The organism is Gordonia sp. BP-119 (assembly GCF_016924115.1).
Lineage (GTDB): Bacteria > Actinomycetota > Actinomycetes > Mycobacteriales > Mycobacteriaceae > Gordonia > Gordonia hongkongensis.
In genome coordinates, this window is record NZ_JAFFZF010000030.1 from 25,392 (window position 1) to 48,508 (window position 23,117).

Consider the following 23,117-nt stretch of genomic DNA (forward strand, 5'->3'; position numbering starts at 1 on the left):
CCACGGTAGCTGGCTGCTTGCAATCGTTAAACACGGTTCCGCGCCTCAGGCGTGTCCGAACTGCGGATTAGGGTGTTGCTGTGACAAATGTCTTCGATCGGCTGACCGGGCAAGAGGCCATCGCCGACGATCTGCGGGCCGCCGCACGGGCCGCGCGTGCTCTTGCGGCGAGGCTCGACGCGGGTACGTCGGACGACCTGTTCCTCGCCGACGACGAGATCCCGGCCGTCGATGCAGGGTGGTCGCGGGCGTCGATGACCCACTCGTGGCTGTTCACCGGACCACCGGGCAGCGGTCGGTCGGTGGCCGCGCAGTGCTTCGCCGCGGCTCTCCAGTGCCAGGCGCCCGATGCCGCGAACGTCGGCTGTGGCGAGTGTCGTGCGTGTGTCACGGTGATGGCGAAGACCCATGCCGATGTCCGCCATGTCGTGCCGGAGGGGCTGAGTCTCGCCGTCGGGGCGATGCGCGACATCGTGCAGGCCGCCGCCCGCCGGCCGGGAACGGGGCGCTGGCAGATCGTCATCGTCGAGGACGCCGACCGGCTCACCGAGCAGGCCGCGAACGCGCTGCTGAAGGTCGTCGAGGAGCCGCCGTCACGCACGGTGTTTCTGCTGTGTGCGCCGTCGGTGGACCCGGAGGACATCTCGGTGACCCTGCGGTCGCGCTGCCGGCACGTCGCACTGGTGACGCCGACGACCGCCGACATCGAGCGGGTTCTCGTCGAGCGCGACGGTCTCGATCCGGAGCAGGCTCGGTGGGCGGCGTCGGTGTGCGGCGGCCACATCGGGCGCGCGCGTCGGCTGGCGACGGATCCCGAGGCGCGCACGCAACGCGAGAAGGCGCTCGGGCTGGCGCGTGCCGCCGCCCGCGACTCGACCGCCTATGCCGCTGCCGAGGAGCTCGTCCGGTCGGCCGATGAGGCCGCCAAGGCGATCAGTGCCGAACTCGACGCGGCCGAGACCGAGGAGATGAAGACCGCGCTCGGGGCGGGCGGCACGGGCAAGGGCACTGCGCGGATGCCGCGCGGAAGTGCCGGCGCGCTCAAGGAACTGGAGAAGCGGCAGAAGTCGAGGGCGACCCGGGTCGGACGCGACGTCCTCGACCGTGCCCTGGTCGACCTCGCCGCGCTGTTCCGCGACGCGCTCGTCGTCGGCGTCGGCGCCCAGGTCACCGCGATGCATCCGGACAAGGCCGACGACCTCGCGAATCCGCTCGCCGGCTACGCCAAGCCCGAGCAGCTGCTGCAGTGCGTCGAAGCCGTGCTCGCGTGCCGGGAGGCCCTCGACATGAACGTGAAGCCGAAGTTCGCCGTCGACGACATGGTCGCGCGGATCGGACTCGCGCTCGCGCGCCCGGTCGGGGCGTAGACAGCTTCGCCCTTCCCTATTGGTAACTCATGTGTTACCAATAGGACGTGGATGACTTCGAGGCGATCGCCGACCCGGTGCGTCGTGCGCTGATCGAGCGGCTCGCTCGCGGGTCGGCGCGCGTCGTCGATCTCGCGGCCGACCACCCGATCAGCCGGCCGGCGATCTCGCGTCATCTTCGCGTGCTCGGCGAAGCGGGCGTGACGACGGCCGTCGACCACGGCCGGGAGCGGCACTACGAGCTGGCGTCCGGCGCGCTGGCCGGTGTCCGGGCGTGGCTCGACGCCGTGGAGTCGGCGGTTGCGGGTTCGCACGCCGTGGACTCGGACGGCGTGGACTCGGACGGCGTGCAGCCGAGATTCGACGAGCGTCATCTCGACGCGCTCGACCTCGAGGTGCGACGTACCGTGCGCGAGTTCGCCGATGAGGAATCCGCGGACTCCCCTCTTGCACAGCCCGATTCAGGCAGACGACACAAGGAGACAGGATGACTGCGGACATCACGGCCACGGGCCGTCGAGAGGTGCGGGCCGGCGTGCCGCACGTGGTGCTCGAACGGAGTTTTTCAGCGCCGGTCGACGCCGTATGGGCGGCGATCACCGAACCCACGCGGCTCGAACGCTGGATCGGCACGTGGGCGGGCGATCCGGCCGACGGGTTCGTCGACTTCCGGATGACCGCCGAGGGCGAGGACGTGGAGTCCGAACGGTTCACGATCCTGGAATGCGATCCGCCGCGCCGGCTGGTCGTCGAATCGAAGTTTCCGGCCCAGGACGGGGGTGAGGACGTGTGGCGGCTGGAACTGGACCTGGCCGAGGCCCACGGAACGACGATACTGAGCTTCGCCCAGGGACTGCCACGGGCCGACATGGCCGAGAACGTGGGCCCGGGATGGGAGTACTACCTCGACCGTCTGGTGGCGGCCGAGGCCGGCCGTAGCGTCGCCGAGGTCGACTGGGACGCCTACTACCCGGCGTTGTCGTCGTCGTACGCGGACCTGTTCCGGGACTGATCGGTCGCGCCCGGACTCCGATCGCCGAAGGGCGACGCGGGCCTCGACCTATCATGAGGTCACGGTCGCGTGCCGCGGCCGGACGATGAGCGAGGAGCGAGCGATGTCGGACTTCATCCGCAAGATCAAGGAAGATGCCAAGGCCGTCTCGGCCGCCATCGATCAGGAACTGACGGTGCTCGAGGGTGTCCCCGGCTACGACCCCCTCGCCGACAACAAGGACGCCGAGGCGTCCGACGAGACCGCCGAGGACGCGGAACGGGTCGACGACGACGCCCGGTAGGGACAGACGGCAAACGGCCGCCGGATGGAGAATCCGTCCGGCGGCCGTCCTGCTGTCACGCGGGTGTGCTCGCTGGGCGAACTCACCCCGGGGCGCTCACTTCTGAACGAAACCCAGCAGCGCCTCGTTCACCTCGGCGGCGTGAGTCCACAGCAGGCCGTGCGGCGCATCGGGGATCTCGACGTACTCGGCGTCCGGAACGGCCTGATGGAAGCGGCGTCCGGTGGCGTCGATCGGCAGGATGTTGTCGGCCGTGCCGTGCAGGATCAGGGTCGGCTTGCCCGAGTCGCGCACTGCGGCAACATCTTCGCGGAAGTCCTCGATCCAGGCGGGGACGACCGAGTAGGCGGCGACCGGCGCACTGCCGACCGCGGTGTTCCAGTTCGCGTCGACGACCTCCTGGGTGATGCGGGTGCCGAGGTTGTCGTCGAGGTTGTAGAAGTCCTTGTAGAACTGCGTGTACCAGGCGTAGCGGTTCTCCTTGGCGGCCGCCGCGATACCGTCGAAGACGGACCGGTCGACGCCTTCGGGATTGTCGTCGGTCTTCACCAGGAACGGTTCGAGCGACGCCAGGAACGCGAACTTCGCGACCCGGTCGGTGCCGTGGTTCTTGGCGTAGCGGGCGAGTTCGCCGGTGCCCATGGAGAATCCGACGAGGATGACGTCGCGGAGGTCGAGCGTCTCCAGGACGGTGTTCAGGTCCGCGGCGAAGGTGTCGTAGTGGTAGCCGCTGCCGACCTTGCTCGACTTCCCGAACCCGCGACGGTCATAGGTGATCACGCGGTAGCCGGCGTCGATGAGCTCGCGCGCCTGCAATTCCCAGCTGTTCCCGTCGAGCGGATAGCCGTGGATCAGCACGACGGCCTGGCCGGTGCCGTGATCTTCGTAGTACAGCTCGACGTCGGTGGAGTTCTCGGTGCCGACTTTGATGTAGCCCATTGCGATCACTTCTCTCTGTTGAGGCGACCCGATCGGGATCGGAATCGATGCGGCGGGCGGGAGAACGGTCGTTCTCACCGGTGATTGATACACTAGAGAACGAACGTTCCCCGCGCAACCCCCAGCCGGGAACCGGCAGTGAAGGAGATCGAGGTGACCGACGCCGTGGACCCGCGCGAGCAGGTGGTCCGTGCCGCTGACCAGCTGTTCAACGCGCACGGGGTCCACGCGGTGGGGATGGACAAGGTCCGCGATGCGGCGGGGGTGTCGCTGAAGAAGATCTACTCGATGTTCCCGTCGAAGGAGGCGTTGATCCTCGCGGTGCTCGACGATCGGACCCGGCAGTGGAACAGCGGGATCGCCGCGTGCGCGGAGGGGCTGTCATCACCGCGAGAGAGGTTGCTCGCCGTGTTCGACTTCTTGCTCCAGTGGTTCGGCACCGACGAGTTCCGCGGGTGCGCGTTCATCAACGCCTACGGCGAACTCGGGGCCGAGATGCCCTCGGTCGCCGCCGCGGTCCGTGCGCAGAAGGCCGATTTCCAGCGTTACGTCGCGGGTCTGGTGGCGGAGTTGGGAGGCCCCGACGGCCTCGGCGCGCAGCTGTCAATCCTCGCCGAGGGGGCCCAGACCACGGCGGCGATCGCGGGCTCGGTGCGTGCCGCCGACGATGCACGAGCCGCCGCCGAAGTCCTGATCGACCAGGCTCTCCAGTAGTCGATTCCAGAAGTGCTGCGGCCGTGAGCTTCTCGACGGTTGGTGATCTGTCGCCCTCGGTGCGGCGAAAATCGCTCGCGGGAGACGCCCGATGGTGGGAGGCTGCGACGGTGATCGACGTCGACAGGTTCAGCGCAGACGGTTTCCTCAAGATCGAGCGCCCGTTGCTGCGCGAGGCCGCGGACCGGGCGCGGGCAGGATTGTGGGCTCAGCTGGGTCTGTCCGAGGACGACCCGGACGCCTGGACCGATCCGGTGCGCTGGGCGTCGGACATGGTGGGGGCCGGCCCATTCGGGTTGCTCGCGAACAGTCCGGAGCTGACCGAGGCGCTCGATGCGATCTGTGGCGTCGGCGGTTGGACACCGCGCGGCGCCCTGGGCAACATACCGGTCCGCTTCCCGCTGCCGCCGACGGTCGATGACCGCGGCTGGCACATCGACGCCAACACACCGCGCGAGGACGGATCGTGGGTGGTGAGTCGACGGCCCCACACCGTGCTGATCCTGACCCTGCTCTCCGAGGTCGGACCGACCGACGCACCGACCCGCATCCGGGTGGGGTCACATCTCGACGCTGTCGCGGTTCTCGACAACGATGGGATGAGCCCCTTCGACGCCGGTCCGTTACTGGACGCCGCGAGTCGCGAGCGTCGCGTCGCCTACGCGACCGGCAGTCCCGGCGACGTCTACGTGGTCCATCCGTTCACCGTGCACGCGGCCGACGAACATCGCGGTGCGACTCCACGATTCATGGCGCAGGGGCCGGTGATGCTGACCTCGCCGTTGTCGCCCGACTCGGCAGCAACACTCGCGTCGGTGTTCGGTTGAGGACCTGATCTACGACGACGAATCAGGCGTCGGAGTCCGAGGATTCGCTGCCGGAACCACCGCGGTCGGAGGAGTCGCTGTCGTCGCCCGCGCCGGAACGGTCACCGCTCGTCGAGTCGGATCGGGAGTTGCCTGAACTCTCGGACGTACCGTCGTCGCCCGCTTCGCCTGAGTCCGATCCGGTGTCCCCGTCGTCGTCGACATCGGCGGACTCGGTCGGCAAGTCCTGGTCATCGTCGACCACGATGTCCCGCAGGGTTTCCCGGCCCACGTCCCGTGTCTCGACGGTGTCCCTGGGCGTCTCGGCATCGGCTCCGGCGTCGGATGTGGTGTTGCCACGGTCGGTGGTCGGCTCGATGGGCCGGCCGCGGGGTGGTTCGGTGACCTCCGGCTCGCTGCCCGTGCCGGCATCGGGACGTGGCGTCTCGACAGGGCGGTCCGTCCGGGGCGGGTCGACCTTCCATCCGATCGACTTCAGGAGTGCCGAGACGAGCGGGACGGTCTCCAGCCAGACTCGAATGCTCCACGGCCCGCGCGGATCCGACACCAGCACGATGACCGGCCCGTCGGTACCCGGCGGGGGAGGAGTCAGGCTGGTGCCGCCCTCGGGTACACCGGGCGCGCCGGGCCCGCCGGAGCCCTGGGCGTCGCCGGTGTAGACGACGAACGGACTGTTCGCGTCGAGTCCGGCGATGACGGTCATGACCGCCAGGTTCTGTTGCACCGCACGTTCTTTGAGTTCGTCGTCGAGCTCCGTCGACAACACTGCGCGGGTTCGGGGACCGCCGGCGATGATGGGTCCGACCGAGTGCGGAAAGTCGATGACCAGCGTTCTCGGTGTACCCGTGGAAGACAGGTCGCGTGTCATGGGAGCGGCCGGACCGCCGGTCGGTGTCGCAGCGACGGACGGGGCGGCGGGGCCGCCGGCGCCCGGCGACAACGGGATCGGTTGGCTCCACCCTGTGGTCGATTCGGTGGCCACCTGGACGGTGTCCGGCGTGGCGAGAGCGTGGACCAGGGTGGTCACGTTGATCGATGCGACCGCGGTCGGGATGACGGTGGCCAGCGAGAGCGCGCCGAGGGTGAGAGAGGCGTTGGAGAGGCCCGAGGGTCGTCGAAGAGGACCGACGCCGTCGTTCTCGACGGCGCGTCGCGTGCCGCGCCGATATCCTGCCACCCCTGGGCCCCCTCTTTGTCGATCAGATATTAGACGACGAGTGGGCTGCTCGCTGTCGTCTGAATGACACAAATCGGGACATCTACTCGGAGGGTCAGCTACTGGAGATCAAGGTCCTTCCAGATCCAGCAGCGCGGCCACCCGCTGGGTGAGCCGGAAACGCAGCGGTTTCCTCGTGACGGTCTCGATGATCCCGGCGTCGTCCAAGCGCTGGAGTCGCGGTCGGACGAACTGACTGGATCTTCCCAGCACGTCGGCCAGGGTGTTCGATCGGACGGCGCGGTTCACATCGAAGTAGTAGGCCTGGCCGAGGGTGTACAAGATCGCGCCGAAGTCGTCAGGACTTATCGGCGGTGACGACTCGCGGTCGAGCCCTACGCTGAGCGGAAACTGTTCGTCATCAACCAGATCGCGAAGGCGTGCCCTGAGCGCCTCGATCTTCTGCCGACGTTCGGAGAGGTCGAGCAGCAGCCGATGTTGTGCCTCGGCGATGATCTCCAACATTCTGATCAAGAAAGGCGTCAGATCCCCGCGATTCAGTGGATTCTCCACGTCCGCGAACGCGCGATAGTAACGGTCCTTGTTGTCGGCGACGGTCGCCGACAGCGCGAGGCTCGCGTACGGAGCGATCACCTGTCGGAGGTCGAGTGCGAGAAGGTAGCGCCCGGTTCGGCCGTTGCCGTCGTAGAACGGGTGCGTGTACTCGAAGATGAAGTGCGCAGCCACGGCCCTGATGAGTTGGGGGACCGAATCGTCGCGCGCCTGGCTCAGCATCAGGGTGAGCGCTGCGTCGATCGCTGACTCGGGCACGACTCCGGTATGCACGATCTTGGTCCCGGATTCGATCGATACCGGTCCCTGCCGGAACAGCCGCCCATCGGGAGCGTCTTCATCACGGATCTCTCCCGCGGTCACCGCGTCGTAGACAGCCCGGATGTCGTCCAGCGTATGCGGACTTTCGGCCTCGTCGTTGCCGATGTCGAGGTAAAGACGCGCCATCTCCGCGAAGCGCTTGTTCTCGATGGGTTGTCGCGCCCGGACGGCCCTGATCGCAGCACCGATCTCCTGTCGGGTCGAACGGACCTGTTCGATCTCGTTGGTCGCTTGGATTTCGTCGATGACCATGCGATGGAGATAGTGGGTCCGTGCTCGTCCTGGCAGATCTTCCCACTCGGACTGAATCTTCGGCTCAAAGCTCATGATTCGTTCGATCAGCACTGCGATCTCGGGGGTCAGCAGCGCGAACATCGGGTACTCGCCGATCATCAAGTCCCAGCGGAGGGCGGCGGGAGACTCGCGTCGGACCCGTTCCTCAGCGTCGGCGCCGACTTGATCGCGCTGGTGGAAGACGGACTTGAGCGTTCTGTATGACACTTGATCTATCTCCGCATCCATACGCAAAAGCGGGGTGGCCTGTATGGCCTATGTTATACAGAGACGGAGATAGATAAAATAAGGAACAGTCGGAGTGGCCTCTATTGTTCCAATGGTGCCCAGGGCTGCGTTCGCAGGGTCGGTCGACGGGGGTCGCGCACCGCGGGGCTGCCACACGCCCGCCTGTTCATGGTTGAACGAGTGAACTAAACGGCCTGCGGTCAGTGCGTCGAGGCGGCCGCGCGGCGGATTTCTGACGACGCAGGGGTGGGCCAGAACCGAGGCATGAGTGGCCGGGAGGAGATGGAGCCGCCCAGGGGAATCGAACCCCTGACCTATTCATTACGAGTTCTTCGTGACCGTGGCACCTGCGGAAACGTTGGTTGTCGCTGCGTGTCCATCGTTGTCCAGAACACGTTGCGACACAGACAGTCACAGCGTTTTGTCCGTCGCCGACTGTCCATCCGTGACCGCTGAGGTCGAGTCGTCGTGTGTGCTCTGTGTGTGCTGGTGTGTGTTGGCTGCGATGTGTTCAACGGCCGCGAACAGTTCGTCGTCACCACCGGCGTGCGCGTAGACCCGGTGGACGAGCGTCGAGTCAGCGTGTCCCAGCAACTCGGCTACCCGGGCGACATCCGTACCGATGGCGACAGCGTGTGATGCCCAAGCGTGCCGCATCGCGTGCGTGGTCACCTTGTCGACCCCTGCGGCCTCGCACGCGGTTGCCAGCGCCCGATTGACGTTGGACCCCCGGAACTGTTTACCGCGAGCGGTGCGGAAGACCAGCGCGCCGTCGAGCAGGCTCGACAGGAGCGCGTTGATGTCGGCCACGTCGGATTCCCGACCTTTGACGGCCTTGCGTAGTTTCGGCAGGCGTGTCTGCTCGGCGGCTAGAGCCTCACGTAGCACGCTTGCGGCCTCAGGGGATAGCGGAACCTTCCGACCTAGGCCCGACTTCGTGGTACCGATGACTAGACCGCCCTTGGTCTCGACGGCCGATCGCCGGACTTTGAGCCGCGCGCCGCGCGGGTTGGACGTGTCGATGTCCTTCCGGCGCAGTTCGCAGACTTCACCGATGCGCAGGCCGGTCAGCGATTGGAAGCGGAGTAGTCGCCGGGTGTACTCGTCGGCCACGTGAGGCAGTAGAGCGTCGAGATCGGCCGGTGTCAGGTACTCGTCGGCCGTGTCCTCGTCCTCGACGACCGTTCGACGGTCGGACTTGGGTACTGTGGCGCCGCGCGCCGGGTTTCCGCGGATGAGGCGATCGTCGACAGCGACGTCGAGCATCTTCCGCACGACGTTGGCGTACTTGCGCACTGTGGTCAGCGACTTGTCAGCGTCGAGCAGGTCGGCAATCCACCCATTGATGTCGGACACCACGAGCGACCCGACCTCACGGTCCCCGAACCGCCCGCAGAACACGTCGACGATGGACCCGTACGACTGGCGCGTCGACGCCGGTTTCGCCGACAGCGTGCGCACGTAGGTGTCTGCCACGGTGCGCACGGTCACTCGTGACCGCTCGTGCTCGATATACGAACCGGACCGGAATTGATCGGCCAGTTCGTCCCGGCGCGCGTGCGCGGCATCGCGGTCCTCGAACCGCTCGTAACGCTGCTTGCCAGCGGTGTCGATGTACCGCACTTCCCAGCGCAGCGGCGACTTGGGAACGGCCTTACCTGCGGTATTCGTCGTCCACGAGTAGCCCCGTCGCACCTTCCGGCGCGCATCGCTGTAATGCCGATCGAACACAGACACAGTGCCGACCTTCCGGCGAGCGGCGGTACGGGGAGGGGGAGTGTCGTCGAGGCTGACGACATCGGTGGTCTCTCGTGGACTCATGCCGACAGAATAGCAGATGACCCATTAATTCGGACAGACTGTCAGCCGTCGCAAGAGTGTCATTGCACTGCGTATATATCGAAATAGTGAGCACACACAGACCCGTTTCTGCTCGTCGATAATTGCCGGCTCTGGCGACGCTGATGGACCTTGATGTCAGCGCGCAGACACTGACCAACAGCGGTCGGTGTGACACACCAGAACTGACACTCAGGGAGCACCAAATGGCAACCGCGGCAATCAATCTCACTGATCGAAGTCGAGAGGTGCTGGCACCTGCTGACGCGCTCGATCGTCTGCTCGACACTGACGAGGCTGCGGCCATCTGCGGACTGTCACCGCGCACCCTGCGCACGTGGCGCAGCGACGGCAGCGGCAAGGGTCCGGCGTTCGTGCGCGTCGGCACCGCGATCCGCTACCGCGCATCCGACGTCCAGACGTGGATTGCGCGGCTGGCCTGATAGTCAATTCACCGATCACAAACCGGGGACTCGACAACGCGAGATCTGCTCGCGCACAACAGGAGAAGCAATGCCCAGGAATGAGAAACGGCGCCCGGTCGCGGAACCGGACGCCGTCCCCGCGATCACCAGTCGCGAGCAGGAGATGCCCAACACCGACGATACGTCGACGGTCGGATATTTCGCGAGGCTGGCGCACGAGATCGCCGATGTAATCCCCGGCGCGACCGTGGGGCCGCTGATCGGGAAGGCGCCGACGACCCCGAGCACCCCGAGCGGGTTCTATGACTTCATCGCTGTCGACGACCCGGCATTTCCCGAGATGGCCCGAGCGGCTGACGCAGACCACCGCGTGACCGGCATCGGTCATCGCCCGGTGGTCGGGCACGCATGGTTTGACATCGACGCATACAAGCCGGGTGTCGCGGAGAAGTTCGCGACGTTCGCGCGTGCTGTCGACCTGCCCGAGACGCTGGCCATCGAGACCGGCCGGGGTGGTCGTCACCTTGTGTTCGCGCTACCTGATTACGCCCGTGAGTCGGGTCTGTCGGTTCCGGACGGCAGCGGCATCGACGCCGTGCGCACGCACTGGACCGGTTACCTCGTCGGCCCCAGTTCGCTGCACCCGGACACCCTGATGCCGTACCGGTTCGCCGAGTCTCGTCTGCCGATCGCGGAGTTACCGCCGGACGCGGTCGCTGCGCTCACGTCCTCGCGTCGGGTACGCGGCCGGGTGACGCGGTCGGCCACGGACGATGTCGCGTTGTGGGTGCGACGTAATGGTGGTGGTCGGCCGTCGGTGATGATGCGCCGCGCGGTGCGTGATCTCGGAACGATGCGCGAGGCCGCGCACGACACCATGCGCAACGCCGTGTGGCGGTGTCTGCGGCTGGCCGACGAGGGCCACCCCGGGGCACAGGTCGCTGTCGGGAAGATCACCGCGGCGTTTCTCGCCGAGATGACCCGGCGTGAGCACGCGGGTCTGCCGGGTGTACGGACCCCTGACGAGGCGCTGGCCGAGATCGCCGACGCAGTCGCTGGGGCTGTGGCGCACATCCTGGCCGACCGTGAGGGGGCAGCGTGAGCAACCGCGACGACGCCGCCCGCGCGCTGGCCGACATGGTGACCGGCGCGACGCAGGAGAGACCGAAACGCAAGCCGCCCAAGGCAATGCACCGCACGGCCGACGAGATCGACACCTACCTACGGCGCTACTGCGTACTGGGTTCCGACCATCATTACGCCGCCGCGGTGCTGTGGGCGCTCCACACCCACGTCGTCGAGTGTTTCGACACGACGCCGCGGCTATTCCTCGACTCCGCGGTTCCGGGATCGGGCAAGTCCCGGGTGCTCGAACTACTCGAACACCTCGTGCGTGACCCGCTGAACAGCTTCAGCGCGTCCCCGGCCGCACTCATCCGGTCCATCGACGCCGGTGCACGCACGATCCTGATGGACGAAATCGACACGCTATATGTGAAATCGGCAGGGACTGAGGATATTACGGCCGTGGTGAACGCCGGATACAAGCGCGGCGCGATGGTCCCGCGGTGCGTCGGTCAGGGAATGGACATCGAAGTAGTCGAACTGTCCGCGTTCGCGCCGATGGCACTGGCAGGTCTGCACGCCAACGTGCCCGACGCCGTGCGCTCCCGGTCGATCCACTTCCGGATGCGTAAGCGCATCCCGGCGACCGAACCGCTCGACCGCTACCGCCGCAAGGATGCCGAGGCCGAGGCCGCACCGATGCGCGCGAAGCTGACCCAGTGGTCGGAGTCGACGGTTACTGATGCACTGGCCGACGCACGGCCGGATCTCCCCGACGGTGTCGAGGATCGACCCGCGGAGGTGTGGGAACCGCTGATCGCCGTCGCCGACACGATCGGTGGCCAGTGGCCCACACGGGCACGTGAGGCGTGCTGCGCGTTCGTGTTCGCGAGGTCTGCCGACGGTCCGTCGCTGGGGGTCGAGATCCTGACGGCCATTCACGAGATCATGGCCGCGCGCAAGGTCGACGACATCACGACGACGGCACTCATCACCGAGATCAGGAACATGCGCGATCAGTCGCCGTGGCCCCCGTCTCGTGGCGACCTCGAACCGGCAGTGCTCGCGCGGTTGCTGCGCCCGTTCGACGTGGCCCCGCAACAGTTCAAGCACGACGGCCGCAAGGTCCGCGGCTACCGGCGGTATGGCGACGGCGGTCTGTTCGACGCGTTCGAGCGCTACGTCGAGTCAGCGTCGGCCGACGTCGTCCCGATCACCCGCAACCGTCGTTTTCCCGCGCTTGATGGGGCCGCGGAAGTTCGCGCGGTTGGTGGTTATTTCGACAGGAACGGTCGCTATGTCGCACCCTATGCCGAGATCGACTAGGAGGCCGCGGAATGAGCGTCCGTCCGCCCATATCCGAGAACGGCGGTACCCCCGGTACCCGGTGCACATATCCGCAGGCCACGGCCTCGCGGAGGGGGTACCGGGTCGCGGGAAATTACCCGGTACCCAAGGGGTAGCTACCCGGTACCCGGCCGGATCGGGAGCGGTACCGGGCAAACGGGCGTACCGGGTGCCCGGTACCTACCCGGTACCCGTCGTCACCCCGGTCTACCTGGGAAAATGTCGCCGGGTACCGGCAGTACCGGCCGCTCAGGGTATGGGCGAGGGGGCGAGAACCGATGACGGCCAGCACGAGCGGTTCGGGCCCTCGATCACGCGCACGGATAGACGCGATCGAGGCACGGCGGCAGCGGTTCGCCGACTACGTCGACCGTCAACTACGCGACCCCACACCGGGCACCACATGGCACCCGGCATACCAGTGGCCGAGTGAGACCGACGAGATGTACGCGGCACGGCGCCGCGACGAGACCACCGGCCGACTGGCCGGGGAAATGAGGGAGATATGACCACCACCAACTCGCACGGCGGGATCGACATGAGCGCGCCGCCGTCCAGTCGGGCCGCGAGCCGCGAGGCCAACCGGCGTCAAGCCGAACGCAACAGCGACGCGATGATGGCGCGGGAAACCGACAAGTGGCGCATCGGGCAGGAGGCAGCGAACGCCGCGCGGCCGGTCGGTCCTCGTGTCGACCCTCACCCGCTGACGCCGCTGCTGTCTGACGCCGGAGACATCGGCCAGCGGGTCGCCGAACTGGTCCGGCTCGACCGGCTCGACAATGCGCTGTCGCGGTCGCTGGCCCGGATCTCCGAGGAGACTCGGACGATCGAACATGAGGCAGCGTCGTATGCGTTGCGTACGCGGCTGGCCGAGGCCGCGGTCGCACTCGTCGATGCCACCTCGCGGAAGGAGAAGGCGCCCGAAGTCCTGCGCAGGCTGGTCGACGAGCACCACGACCGGCAGCGGTTGAGCGTGCCTCTCGACATCGACCGGGGTATCCGCGTGGCCATCGAGTCGGAGGTCTGCGCACGGGCCGCTGAGAGCGTGCGCGGGGTGCTTGACGAGATCGACGCCGCTGTCCTCGACGAGGCACGCGGAGTGCTGGCCGACGCCATGCAGGCACACGAGCGTCTGACGCTCGCCGGACTCACTATCGACGCCGACGCCGGTGCTCTGGTCGATTACGGCGACGACGGCGCGCTGTCGGCACTGCGGCTGTGGCGGTCGGCCGTGGCCCAGTGGTCCGATGTCCAGTCGGTGCGTATGTGGTGCGCCGCTGCGCTCGACCGCGGGTTCGAGATCCGCACCACGGGGGTCGCTGTCGTACGTCCTCCCAAGGTGCGCAGTGGCCAGTGGCTCACCGAGGCCGAGGCACGTAAGCACAACAGCCCGCAGGCCGAGGCCCGTACCCAGGGGTCCCAGTGGCAGGGGTCCGCTGTGCTGCGTGGTGTGGACACGGCCAGTGCGCACAGTGTGTTGCGTGCGTGGTGTGCGTCAGACGAACACGACCGGCCGTCGCCTCGTGGTGTGGCCGATCTCGACACGAACGCGGGAGCGTGACCGATGAGTAGTCGATACGGCAGTGACGAGGGATACCGGCGCGGGTTCGGTCGAATCCTCGACGAGGACATGGCCGGTCGTCCGCACGATGGCCACGACGCCGAACGGGAACGAAAGACGCGCGGGAAACGTCCGCCGCGTGACGTCGTCGACAAGGGGTTCGGCCGCTACTTCGACCGGGACTGACGCGAGGCCGTCAGCGGCAACTGAGGCCCCGATACTGCGCTTGCCGCGTGGTGTCGGGGTCTCGTCGTGTGTGGTGCGACTGGCCGTCGTCAGAATCGGGCCGGTGAGCACGTCGACGGCAGGAATAGGGGGGTGGACCCCCGCCCTGGTCGATCGGCAGGGGCCCGCCGCGTACTGTGCACAGATCTGCGTACGGGTCCCCGTCAAACGCCGAAATAGGATCTGAACAGGGGATTTTGGACCCTGAGGGGTGGCTCGACGGGCCAGGTTGGCCGCTGTGTGCCCGAACTGCTTTGCCGCGCAATCTATCTGACTCAATCGTATGCAATCAATCGGTGGTGCTGGGTTGACGACGAACGAAGATGTCGAGCGATGTTAGAACCTGGTCGGCGAGGGATACGAATCGCTCTGCATCGACATAGGCCTCGGCGTCGTCGGACGAATACACGGAGTCGTAGCGAGTGACGCCTAGGAACATCGCCGCTGTGGCTGTGCTCTTTGACAGCCCTCGGTCGCGAAGAATCCTGACGCGATCCTCGAAAGGCAAGAGGGCATCGATCTCGGGAGCCTCGGTTTCGACGACCTCCCGAACTGCGCGGGAGACGTCATCAAATGCTGAAGCGACGGCCGCAGCGGGGTTGGTCGTGAGGAGGCGCCTGTTCTTGGACAACGCCGCCGAATGAGTAATGTTGCGCGCCTGACGCTCGTGCGGCGTCGTACAGTGCGTTTGGTTCTCGTCGCGCAGCGTCTCTTCCATCTCGATCGCCACCTGCGCCTGTCCGATGCCGAGCTTTGCGGACTTTGCCCTGCCGAACATCTGGACAACCTCGTCGGTTAGCTTCCCGACCTGTCGCCGCAGGATGACTACGAGTGCAACCACCGCAGCGGGCCATGCCTCCGATGATCGACGCGAAGAACTCCCAGACGCTCACGGACGGAATCTAGCAGCGGAGGCACCGTCGGACTGAGCGGACCGGCAAATACCGCCACCTGCTGAAAGATTGTGAAGTCGAGGCGCTGGGACGAAGGGGCGAATCGAATGTGGCCGGTTCGAGCACAGTGGGATGATGGATGCGCGGTCCGGCGGCGGGCCGGATTATTTGAGCGTAGGAGTGCAGGTGTGGCTAGGCTGAATCTGAAAGCGGTCGAGGAGCGAGTTGCTCCGCTTGCACGGCGCGAGACATATGACCACGAGTTCATCTTCGACCTGCTCCTGGCCTACGGGAAGCCGAAGGGGAACGTCACCCGACTGCGCAACGGGTCGCTCAACGTCGCAGCCGATAAGGATCGCGAAGTCGCGCAGAAGAATGTCGTCTACTTCCGCGAGACGGACCGCGAGCCGTTGGTTGATGTCGAGGAGCTGCGGACATCGCCGGACGTCGTTCGGTACAACCCCCGGTTCGTCATCGCCACCGACTACGACGAGCTGGTCGCGGTCGACATGAAGACCGGCGAGAACAAGGTCTTCCCGATCCGCGACATCGACAAGCACTTCACCTTCTTCCTTCCCTGGGCCGGCATGGAGAAGGCGCAGTACACCTCCGAGGCTCACGCCGACGTCAAGGCCGCCGAGCGCATGGGCAAGCTCTTCGACGAGCTGTTGCAGGCGAACCCGGACCTCATCGGCGAGCAGCATGGCCGCCATGCCCTGAACGTGTTCTTCACGCGGCTGCTGTTCTGCTTCTTCGCCGAAGACACCGGGATCTTCGACGACGGTCAGTTCACCACCGCGGTGGGGTCGCACACCCAGGCCGACGGGTCGGACGTGCAGGAATTCCTGACAGATCTGTTCAACGCTTTGGATACCGAGAAGCCCGAGGACAAGGCGAGCTACTTGTCCACGTTCCCGTACGTCAACGGCCGACTTTTCGAGGTCACCAAGCAACATGTGGTTCCAGCGTTCACCAAGACCGCCCGTGGACTGCTGCTCGACCTGGGAGTTCTGGACTGGAGCGAGATCAACCCCGACATCTTCGGGTCGATGTTTCAGGCGATCGTGACCCCCGGGAAGCGGTCGGACCTCGGGCAGCACTACACGTCGGTGCCGAACATTCTGAAGACCATCGAGCCGCTGTTTCTCGACGAGCTCAAGGAGGAGTTTGACGCCGGTTTCAACAGCGTAGGAAGACTAGAGAAGCTGCTGGAGAGGATCGGCGCGATCAAAGTCTTCGACCCCGCCTGCGGGTCGGGGAACTTCTTGGTCATCGCCTACAAGGAACTGCGACGCCTGGAGCACGCGATCCTCGAACGACTTGCAGACCTGAGCCCCAAACACCAAGTGCTGTACGCCGTGTCGAAGATCGATATTGAGAGCTTCTACGGCATCGAGATCGACGACTTCGCCGTCGAGGTGGCGATCTTGTCGCTGTGGATCGCTAAGCATCAGATGAACCGTGAGTTCAGAGAGAAGTTCGGCGTTGAGATACCGCTGATTCCGCTGAAGGAAGCCGGTCAGATCATTGCTGACAATGCGATTAAACTGGATTGGTTTGATTTCTGCCCAAGAGACGATTCGTCAGAGATTTACGTTCTCGGGAACCCCCCGTACTTGGGTAGTCGAAACCAGTCCGCCGAACAAAAAAGTGATCTCGCAACCGTGACCACGAAATACAAAAGTCTTGACTACGTGTCTGCCTGGATCATCAAGGGCGCAGAGTACATCCGTAGAACCTCTGCTCAGTTGGCATTCGTGACCACCAACTCCGTAACACAGGGTGAACAGGTCGGAATTCTGTGGCCACAAGTCCTCGGTGAGGATCTTGAAATCGCGTACGCATACACATCATTCAAGTGGTCGAACCATGCGAAGAACGCCGCTGGCGTAACGTGCGTGGTGGTTGGACTGCGCAAGCGATCGTCGACGCCGAAGTACCTTTTTACGGATGAGATCCGTCTCGAAGTGCAACGGATCAATCCGTACTTGGCAGATGCCCCTGACATCTGGATAGGAAGGCGTAGTCGCCCTTTGTCGGATATGCCAAGACTCGGGTTCGGCTCGATGCCGAATGACGGCGGAAATCTGATCCTCAGCGACGCGGAGCGAGATGATCTGCTGACCCGTGCTCCGTGGCTCGCTTCATACATCAAGGGCTTCAGCGGATCAGATGAGTTCATTAAGGGCAAGACACGATGGTGCCTTGTCATCCCAGATGACGCCCTCGAACAAGCTGCTGAGATCCAGATCATTGAGCGTCGCCTCGCACACGTCCGGGCTCATAGAGAGAGAAGCACTGAGAAGTCCACGAAGGCAAAGGCGGCGACGCCGAACCACTTCTACTTTTGGGCGCACCAGGACTCTGACTCGGTCATCGTTCCAGCAACATCGTCAGAGCGACGCGAATACATCCCGATTGGTTACCTTGACTCAGCAACTGTCATCTCCAATTCGGCGAATGCTGCTTACGACGTCGAACCTTGGACTTTCGCCCTCCTCACTTCTCGGACTCACATGGTGTGGGTCCGAGCAGTTGGGGGAAAGATGAAGACAGACTACCGGTATTCGGGAACGATCATTTACAACAACTTTCCTGTCCCATCGCTGACTGACCAGGTCAAGGAGCGGTTGACGATCGCGGCCCTGCGGGTGCTGGATGTTCGTGAGTATCACTGCGAGAAGACTCTGGCCGAGCTTTATGATCCGGACAAGATGCCTGGTGATCTGCGGGCTGCCCATGCTGAGGTTGATGCGTTGGTGGATTCGATCTACTCCAAGCGCGGGTATGAGACCGATGAACAGCGGTTGTCGGACCTGTTCGCTATGCATGAGGAGATGACCGCTGCTGAGCAGGCGGCTAAGCCAGCGAGGAGGGGCAAGAAGTGAGTAGCACGGTGAACGTTGTCGACGTGACATACGCGCAGACTGGTGCGTCGGTGAACACTGATGCGTTGGGTATGCGGGAGATGCAGCAGCGGGTGTTCGCCAAGCGGGACGCCCAGCACTTGTTGATCAAGGCACCCCCTGCCTCCGGTAAGTCACGGGCGTTGATGTTCGTCGGCTTGGACAAGCTGTACAACCAGGGCCGCAAGAAGGTGATCGTCGCGGTCCCGGAGCGTTCGATCGGGGCGTCGTTCTCGACGACGAAGCTGACCTCGCATGGCTTCTTCGCTGATTGGGAGGTCAAGCCGGAGCGGAACCTGTGCACGCCGGGGTCGTCGGCGGGCAAGGTCGACGCGTTCGTCGACTTCCTGAACAGCACCGACCCGATTCTGGTGTGCACGCATGCGACGCTGCGTTTCGCGTTCGAGCGACTCGCGCCGGATGAGTTCAACGGCGCCGTTCTGGCCATCGACGAGTTCCACCATGTCTCGGCTGATACTGAGAACTCCCGCCTGGGAGGCCTTTTGAAGGAGGTGATGGTCGGTTCGGATGTGCACATCGTCGCGATGACCGGCTCGTACTTCCGAGGGGACTCGGTGCCGGTGCTCTCGTCGGAGGACGAGGCGCAGTTCACGCCGGTGACGTTCAACTACTACGACCAGCTCAACGGCTACCAGTATCTGAAGTCGCTGGGGATCGGGCACCACTTCTATCAGGGCCGGTACACCGAGGCGATCGGCGAAGTGCTTGACCTGGACAAGAAGACGATCGTGCACATCCCGAATGTGAACTCGGGTGAGTCGACCAAGGACAAGATCGAAGAGGTCGGGTTCATCATCGACACCATCGGTGACGTGATCGACACCGAGCCAGATACCGGGATCATTCGTATCCGGCGCAAAGACACGGGCGAGGTGCTGCGGGTGGCTGATCTCGTCGACGACGCCGATCAGAAGAAGCGCGCCGACACCCTGCACTATCTGTCGACGGTCGCAGCGAAGGACCGCGACGGGGTGGACATCATCATCGCGCTGGGTATGGCGAAGGAGGGTTTCGACTGGCCGTTCGCCGAGCACGCGCTGACCGTCGGGTATCGGGCGTCGCTGACCGAGATCATCCAGATCATTGGCCGGGTCACCCGCGATAGCCCTGGTAAGACGCATGCGCAGTTCACGAACCTGCTGGCTGAGCCCGACGCTGAGCGGGGTGAGGTGACGGTGTCGGTGAACAACATGCTCAAGGCGATTACGGCGTCGCTGCTGATGGAGCAGGTACTGGCACCGAACTTCAACTTCAAGGCCAAACGCGGCAACGACGACGCGCCTGAGCCGGGCACGATCAAGATCAAGGGCTTCAAGGAGCCGTCGAGCGAGCGAGTCAAGCAGATCGTCGAGACCGACCTGAACGACCTGAAGGCCAACATTTTGCAGGACGAGACGTTTGCCAAAGCTGCGGCCGGCAGCGTTGACCCGGAGACCACGAACAAGGTTCTGATCCCGAAGATCATCCGGGATCGATACCCGGACCTGACAGATGAGCAGGTCGAGGAGGTCCGCCAGCAGGTCGTGGTGGACTCGGTGATCAAGAACGGCGAGGTTCGCGAGGTCGGTGACAAGAGGTTCATCAAGATGGCCGACACGTTCGTGAACATCGATGACGTCAGCATCAACCTGATCGACACGGTCAACCCGTTCCAGCGGGCGTTCGAGGTGATGTCGAAGTCGGTGACTCCGTCGGTGCTAAAGATCATTTCCGACGCGATCACCAGTACACGGGTCGAGATCAGCGAGGACGAAGCACTAGCGTTGTGGCCTAAGATCCAGCGCTGGCACACGGTGAACGGTCGTCGCCCCGACGTGCGTTCCACGGACCCTACGGAGAAGCGCTATGCGGAAGCATTACTGCTCCTGCAGCGACAAGCACAGCGACTCAAGGCGGACCGCGACAAACAGAACATTGGCGGTTCGTCCTCTGGGACAGTTTCATCGAGTGGGGATCGGTCGCCGTCCAATGAATCGGGTGGAAACTACGAGTCCGCTGGTGGCGGTCCATGGAGAAGGCTCAGGCAGATTTCCGAACTAGTCGAGGGGTGGAATCCCGATGGCGACGGCCGCAAGGTGACAGAAGTGGCGATCCATGCTGCTGCGGAACTAATTAAATTCGTCGAGGACTCACCCTCGATTCCCGAAGCTTCGATTTTTCCAATGAATGATGGCGGCGTGCATATCGAGTGGGCAAATGGCGAACGGGTCACCAGTTTTGAGATATCCCCGGCTGGAAAGTTCAGCTTTTTCGATCTCGTCATAGAGTCCAACGCTTGCAGGGAAGAAGAGACCGAATTTTCTGACCGGGCATTGGAACTCATACAGGAGGTAATCAATGGTTGAACATTCGGCAGTTCGTGATTGCGAGAATCTGATGGAATCTTCAGAAGAGCTTGTTTACCGACAGATACCCGCCCATTTGTGGGACGCTGAAACCAAGAAACCTCGCAGTTACGCGTTCGGTCCCAGTGATCGAGACCGCGGTATGCCAAGCTATGCTCGATCGGCGATTGCGAGTGCGCAGGGAGCACGTGACTGGCATCAGATCTATGCCAACTCCGACTCCTTGGCGGTCTTCGCTTGCTCGACAGAAGAAGTAGCGAACGCAGACCTTCAGGCAGTGGATGATTCGGAATGCCCGTCTCCTGGGGATCACGTGCGGTGCCCAGGCCATTGTTTCGTGGACTACCGCGAGTGTAGTAAGTCCGAAGAACGCAGGGCTCGGGCGAAGCTGCTTGCCGCGGCGCTACGACGAGGAGAGGTTTCGACGGTCGAACTTAGCGGGAGGATGGATTCACTCGCGCAAGGCGAGCGTGAGCTCTTGGTCGAGAAGGCTAGGAAGTGGGCGAAGCGGAACGGCAGAAGTCCAGAGGTTGACGCTGATTGCGTCACAGAACGGCGACATGCTGAGGTACTCAGGGATATCCATAGCGGCAACGAGCCATGTGCAGGTATCACCGACGGCCAGCGATCACACTCTTCGGAAAGCTCAGTGCAGTCTGAAGGTATGCGATGAGCCAGATTGAGTGGGAGCGACTACTCGACTCCGACGTCGACGGGCTGCTGGACATGCCCGAGAAGCCGAAGAAGGTCACCTCCAGCGATCGGTTGGAGCGGGCGTTCCTGGAGATCGTCGAGTTCCGCCGCACCCACGGCCGGCTCCCGAGCCCGACCACACGGGAGATCGCTGAACGCAAGCTCGGCGCACGTCTGGACGGCATCCTGGCGGATGACAACAAAGTCCAAGCGCTCACACACCTTGACGAGTTCGGACTACTCGACGTCCCCGAGGCACCTGGTTCGATCGATGAGCTGCTGGAGCACGATTCTCTCGACTTGCTGGGCGATGACACTGGCATCCTGGACGTTTCGAGTCTTCCGGTCCGTAAGCAGCGCTTCGAGACTGAGGAGGTGGCCCGTCGTCGACCCGCTGAGGACTTCGCCGAGTTCGCTCCGATATTCCAGCAGAAGCACGCAGAGTTGCGCGAAGGCGCGAGCCAGTTGTTGCCATATCCGGGACTCACACACATCGTTCCAGGTGCGTTCTTCGTGCTCAATGGTGTGATGCTCTTCGTCGCTGAGGTCGGGGAGACCGAATACAAGAAATCGACGGTTCGCGAGAACAAGCGCGAGCGCCTTCGCTGCGTCTTTGAGAACGGCACCGAGTCGCGGATGTACAGGCAATCCTTGGGGATCAGGCTGGCAGATGAGGACGGTCAGATCGTCGTGGCGCGGGAGCAGCCAGAGATCCTCACCGACGACGAGGTCAGCGGCTACATCTACGTCTTGCGTTCTCGCAGCACCGATCCGCAGATTTCTGGCATCGCTGATCTGCACAAGATCGGCTTTTCACGCGGACCTGTCGAGGCCAGGATCAAGAACGCAGACAAGTCACCTACCTACTTGATGGCGCCGGTCGAGGTTGTCGCGACCTACCGCATATACAACACGCGTGTCTCAGCGCTGGAGAATCTCCTCCATCGTGTGTTCGCCGACGTGCGTCTGGACCTCACACAGGTCGACAAGACGGGCCGCGACTACGAACCGTCCGAATGGTTCATTGTGCCGCGTAACGTCATCGACCAAGCAATCGAGCTTATTATCTCGGGTGAGATCGTCCACTACACATACAACGCCGACACACGCCGACTCGTCGAACGTCAGGACGCGTGACGCGAACGCTACGGCACTAAATTGCGTCGAAGGGTGCGGTTCGTCTGGCAGGTCCCAGACAACCGGTCCAACATCTGCTCACGGCCACGTGCTTGGCTGGGCTGAGTGTAGTCGGGGCTGTGCCACGGTGGGCCGCGTGCGGGGGCTTTAAAGCGCCAAAATAAGCCCTGAACAGGGGATCGCGGCCCTCAGGGGCGCTCTGACGGTCTGAACTAGCCGCTATGCAACCGAATTACGTTGCCGCGCAAGGGATCAAACCGGCGGTGGCGCTAGACCGTCGCGAGTGCGTACTTCCCCCGCGAGTGTTGGCGTTCGCTATTCTCGATCACGCGGTGGAACACGTCGACCATCGGGCTATCTGGTGTCAATCCGAGATCAGCGAGGTTGACCCCGTCGTCAGCCGCCGGAGCTGCGTCGCTACCGCCGATGGCTAGCCATGCGAGCATGTCGTGTCCATCGGGGTCTTTGCCCTGCGCGACAACCCAAACTGAATCAAACGGTGTCATCTGAGACGTGATGATCCGCAACGTGTCGTCGAACTCGACGGGAACGATAATTACGTCGCCGCTCGCCGCTGGCTGCTCAAAGAACCATTCGACTTCGTCGGAAGGCTGGCTCTCCACGTACCGGGTCAAGAACTTGAGCGCGTTGTCATACGTCGGAGCGTCGAGCCCGCCGCGCACCCAAATGCCGGTGCCCTTGACAGTCTCGTGCTCCACCAATTCACGGATCTCTGGTAGTTGGCTGTCCGGAACGTCAAGCGAGAAGGCTAGCGCGTCGCGGTACTGCTGGCGCGCGTCTTCGAGGTCGTGGGCACCCCCTACGATGCTCTCCGGCATTGAATAGAACTGCCACTGCGGCCCACCGGACATGCAAGAGCGGTACACGACCACCTGAGCGTCATTAGTCATCAGCTCACCTCTCCTCGTGCCTCTCGCGCGGACAA

Annotated in this window: 21 protein-coding genes; 15 read left to right on the plus strand and 6 right to left on the minus strand. The window is 64.1% G+C overall.

What is annotated here, in order from left to right; all coding sequences use genetic code 11:
• Nucleotides 1–80: 80 nt before the first annotated feature.
• From JW364_RS16790 to JW364_RS16805, 4 genes are all read left to right on the plus strand, one after another.
• Nucleotides 81–1,367: a DNA polymerase III subunit delta' gene (locus JW364_RS16790; protein WP_058251106.1), complete on the plus strand. Its 1,287-nt coding sequence runs from the start codon at nt 81–83 to the stop codon at nt 1,365–1,367.
• Nucleotides 1,368–1,414: 47 nt separating this feature from the next.
• Entirely contained in the window at nt 1,415–1,858 is a 444-nt protein-coding gene (locus tag JW364_RS16795; RefSeq protein ID WP_205333174.1) for a helix-turn-helix transcriptional regulator, read from the plus strand.
• Nucleotides 1,855–2,379, plus strand: coding sequence for an SRPBCC domain-containing protein (locus JW364_RS16800; RefSeq protein WP_205333175.1), 525 nt, complete (start codon nt 1,855–1,857; stop codon nt 2,377–2,379). Before JW364_RS16795 ends, JW364_RS16800 begins: the two co-directional genes overlap by 4 nt.
• A gap of 103 nt (nt 2,380–2,482) precedes the next feature.
• Complete coding sequence (locus JW364_RS16805) at nt 2,483–2,662, plus strand: hypothetical protein (RefSeq protein WP_078111764.1); 180 nt, start codon at nt 2,483–2,485, stop codon at nt 2,660–2,662.
• 96 nt (nt 2,663–2,758) lie between these two features.
• Here the strand turns inward: JW364_RS16805 and JW364_RS16810 are convergent, their stop codons facing one another.
• Entirely contained in the window at nt 2,759–3,601 is an 843-nt protein-coding gene (locus JW364_RS16810; RefSeq protein WP_205333176.1) for an alpha/beta fold hydrolase, read from the minus strand.
• Nucleotides 3,602–3,754: 153 nt separating this feature from the next.
• Between JW364_RS16810 and JW364_RS16815 the strand changes: the two genes are divergently transcribed.
• Nucleotides 3,755–4,315, plus strand: a complete 561-nt coding sequence (locus JW364_RS16815) for a TetR/AcrR family transcriptional regulator (RefSeq protein ID WP_205333177.1) — start codon at nt 3,755–3,757, stop codon at nt 4,313–4,315.
• 110 nt (nt 4,316–4,425) lie between these two features.
• A complete protein-coding gene (locus JW364_RS16820; RefSeq protein WP_205333178.1) occupies nt 4,426–5,142 on the plus strand; it encodes a phytanoyl-CoA dioxygenase family protein in 717 nt (238 codons plus the stop codon).
• Nucleotides 5,143–5,164: 22 nt separating this feature from the next.
• On the opposite strand, the gene JW364_RS16825 is transcribed toward JW364_RS16820, so the two are convergent.
• From JW364_RS16825 to JW364_RS16835, 3 genes are all read right to left on the minus strand, one after another.
• Nucleotides 5,165–6,319 carry a hypothetical protein gene (locus tag JW364_RS16825; RefSeq protein ID WP_205333179.1) on the minus strand — a complete coding sequence of 385 codons (1,155 nt, stop codon included), beginning with the start codon at nt 6,317–6,319 and terminating at the stop codon, nt 5,165–5,167.
• A gap of 108 nt (nt 6,320–6,427) precedes the next feature.
• Nucleotides 6,428–7,693, minus strand: a complete 1,266-nt coding sequence (locus JW364_RS16830; RefSeq protein ID WP_205333180.1) for a Fic family protein — start codon at nt 7,691–7,693, stop codon at nt 6,428–6,430.
• A 432-nt stretch (nt 7,694–8,125) separates the two neighbouring features.
• The gene (locus tag JW364_RS16835) at nt 8,126–9,535 is read right to left on the minus strand and encodes a site-specific integrase (RefSeq protein WP_205333181.1); all 1,410 of its coding nucleotides are present in this window, start codon (nt 9,533–9,535) and stop codon (nt 8,126–8,128) included.
• Nucleotides 9,536–9,759: 224 nt separating this feature from the next.
• On the opposite strand from JW364_RS16835, the gene JW364_RS16840 reads away from it, so the two are divergent.
• The 6 genes from JW364_RS16840 to JW364_RS16865 all read left to right on the plus strand — a co-directional run bounded on the left by JW364_RS16840 (nt 9,760) and on the right by JW364_RS16865 (nt 14,137).
• Nucleotides 9,760–9,996, plus strand: a complete 237-nt coding sequence (locus JW364_RS16840; protein ID WP_205333182.1) for an AlpA family transcriptional regulator — start codon at nt 9,760–9,762, stop codon at nt 9,994–9,996.
• A gap of 70 nt (nt 9,997–10,066) precedes the next feature.
• Nucleotides 10,067–11,080 (plus strand): bifunctional DNA primase/polymerase, encoded by a 1,014-nt coding sequence (locus JW364_RS16845; RefSeq protein ID WP_205333183.1) that lies wholly within the window; start codon nt 10,067–10,069, stop codon nt 11,078–11,080.
• Nucleotides 11,077–12,369 (plus strand): DUF3631 domain-containing protein, encoded by a 1,293-nt coding sequence (locus JW364_RS24545; RefSeq protein WP_205333184.1) that lies wholly within the window; start codon nt 11,077–11,079, stop codon nt 12,367–12,369. The genes JW364_RS16845 and JW364_RS24545 overlap by 4 nt, the downstream gene beginning before the upstream one ends.
• A 299-nt stretch (nt 12,370–12,668) precedes the next feature.
• Entirely contained in the window at nt 12,669–12,899 is a 231-nt protein-coding gene (locus JW364_RS16855) for a hypothetical protein (protein ID WP_205333185.1), read from the plus strand.
• Entirely contained in the window at nt 12,896–13,951 is a 1,056-nt protein-coding gene (locus tag JW364_RS16860; RefSeq protein ID WP_205333186.1) for a hypothetical protein, read from the plus strand. The genes JW364_RS16855 and JW364_RS16860 overlap by 4 nt, the downstream gene beginning before the upstream one ends.
• A 3-nt stretch (nt 13,952–13,954) precedes the next feature.
• Nucleotides 13,955–14,137, plus strand: coding sequence for a hypothetical protein (locus tag JW364_RS16865; protein WP_205333187.1), 183 nt, complete (start codon nt 13,955–13,957; stop codon nt 14,135–14,137).
• Between the two features lie 328 nt (nt 14,138–14,465).
• Here JW364_RS16865 and JW364_RS16870 read toward each other — a convergent pair whose 3' ends face one another.
• Nucleotides 14,466–14,954, minus strand: a complete 489-nt coding sequence (locus tag JW364_RS16870; RefSeq protein WP_205333188.1) for a hypothetical protein — start codon at nt 14,952–14,954, stop codon at nt 14,466–14,468.
• A gap of 303 nt (nt 14,955–15,257) precedes the next feature.
• Between JW364_RS16870 and JW364_RS16875 the strand changes: the two genes are divergently transcribed.
• The 3 genes from JW364_RS16875 to JW364_RS16885 all read left to right on the plus strand — a co-directional run bounded on the left by JW364_RS16875 (nt 15,258) and on the right by JW364_RS16885 (nt 22,171).
• Complete coding sequence (locus JW364_RS16875; RefSeq protein ID WP_205333189.1) at nt 15,258–17,957, plus strand: DNA methyltransferase; 2,700 nt, start codon at nt 15,258–15,260, stop codon at nt 17,955–17,957.
• Complete coding sequence (locus JW364_RS16880; RefSeq protein ID WP_307814801.1) at nt 17,954–20,341, plus strand: DEAD/DEAH box helicase family protein; 2,388 nt, start codon at nt 17,954–17,956, stop codon at nt 20,339–20,341. The genes JW364_RS16875 and JW364_RS16880 overlap by 4 nt, the downstream gene beginning before the upstream one ends.
• Nucleotides 20,342–21,010: 669 nt before the next feature.
• Entirely contained in the window at nt 21,011–22,171 is a 1,161-nt protein-coding gene (locus tag JW364_RS16885) for a GIY-YIG nuclease family protein (protein ID WP_205333190.1), read from the plus strand.
• Nucleotides 22,172–22,440: 269 nt separating this feature from the next.
• Here the strand turns inward: JW364_RS16885 and JW364_RS16890 are convergent, their stop codons facing one another.
• On the minus strand, nt 22,441–23,082 hold the full coding sequence (locus JW364_RS16890; RefSeq protein ID WP_205333191.1) for a hypothetical protein: 642 nt from the start codon (nt 23,080–23,082) through the stop codon (nt 22,441–22,443).
• Nucleotides 23,083–23,117 lie beyond the last annotated feature (35 nt).

Excerpts from the sequence above, each read along its gene's own strand:
- JW364_RS16800 (WP_205333175.1), top strand. The coding sequence starts at position 1,855 with ATGACTGCGGACATCACGGCCACGGGCCGTCGAGAGGTGCGGGCCGGC.
- JW364_RS16805 (WP_078111764.1), top strand. The coding sequence starts at position 2,483 with ATGTCGGACTTCATCCGCAAGATCAAGGAAGATGCCAAGGCCGTCTCG.
- JW364_RS16810 (WP_205333176.1), bottom strand. The coding sequence starts at position 3,601 with ATGGGCTACATCAAAGTCGGCACCGAGAACTCCACCGACGTCGAGCTG.
- JW364_RS16835 (WP_205333181.1), bottom strand. The coding sequence starts at position 9,535 with ATGAGTCCACGAGAGACCACCGATGTCGTCAGCCTCGACGACACTCCC.
- JW364_RS16840 (WP_205333182.1), top strand. The coding sequence starts at position 9,760 with ATGGCAACCGCGGCAATCAATCTCACTGATCGAAGTCGAGAGGTGCTG.
- JW364_RS16845 (WP_205333183.1), top strand. The coding sequence starts at position 10,067 with ATGCCCAGGAATGAGAAACGGCGCCCGGTCGCGGAACCGGACGCCGTC.
- JW364_RS16855 (WP_205333185.1), top strand. The coding sequence starts at position 12,669 with ATGACGGCCAGCACGAGCGGTTCGGGCCCTCGATCACGCGCACGGATA.
- JW364_RS16860 (WP_205333186.1), top strand. The coding sequence starts at position 12,896 with ATGACCACCACCAACTCGCACGGCGGGATCGACATGAGCGCGCCGCCG.
- JW364_RS16865 (WP_205333187.1), top strand. The coding sequence starts at position 13,955 with ATGAGTAGTCGATACGGCAGTGACGAGGGATACCGGCGCGGGTTCGGT.
- JW364_RS16870 (WP_205333188.1), bottom strand. The coding sequence starts at position 14,954 with ATGTTCGGCAGGGCAAAGTCCGCAAAGCTCGGCATCGGACAGGCGCAG.
- JW364_RS16885 (WP_205333190.1), top strand. The coding sequence starts at position 21,011 with ATGAGCCAGATTGAGTGGGAGCGACTACTCGACTCCGACGTCGACGGG.
- JW364_RS16890 (WP_205333191.1), bottom strand. The coding sequence starts at position 23,082 with ATGACTAATGACGCTCAGGTGGTCGTGTACCGCTCTTGCATGTCCGGT.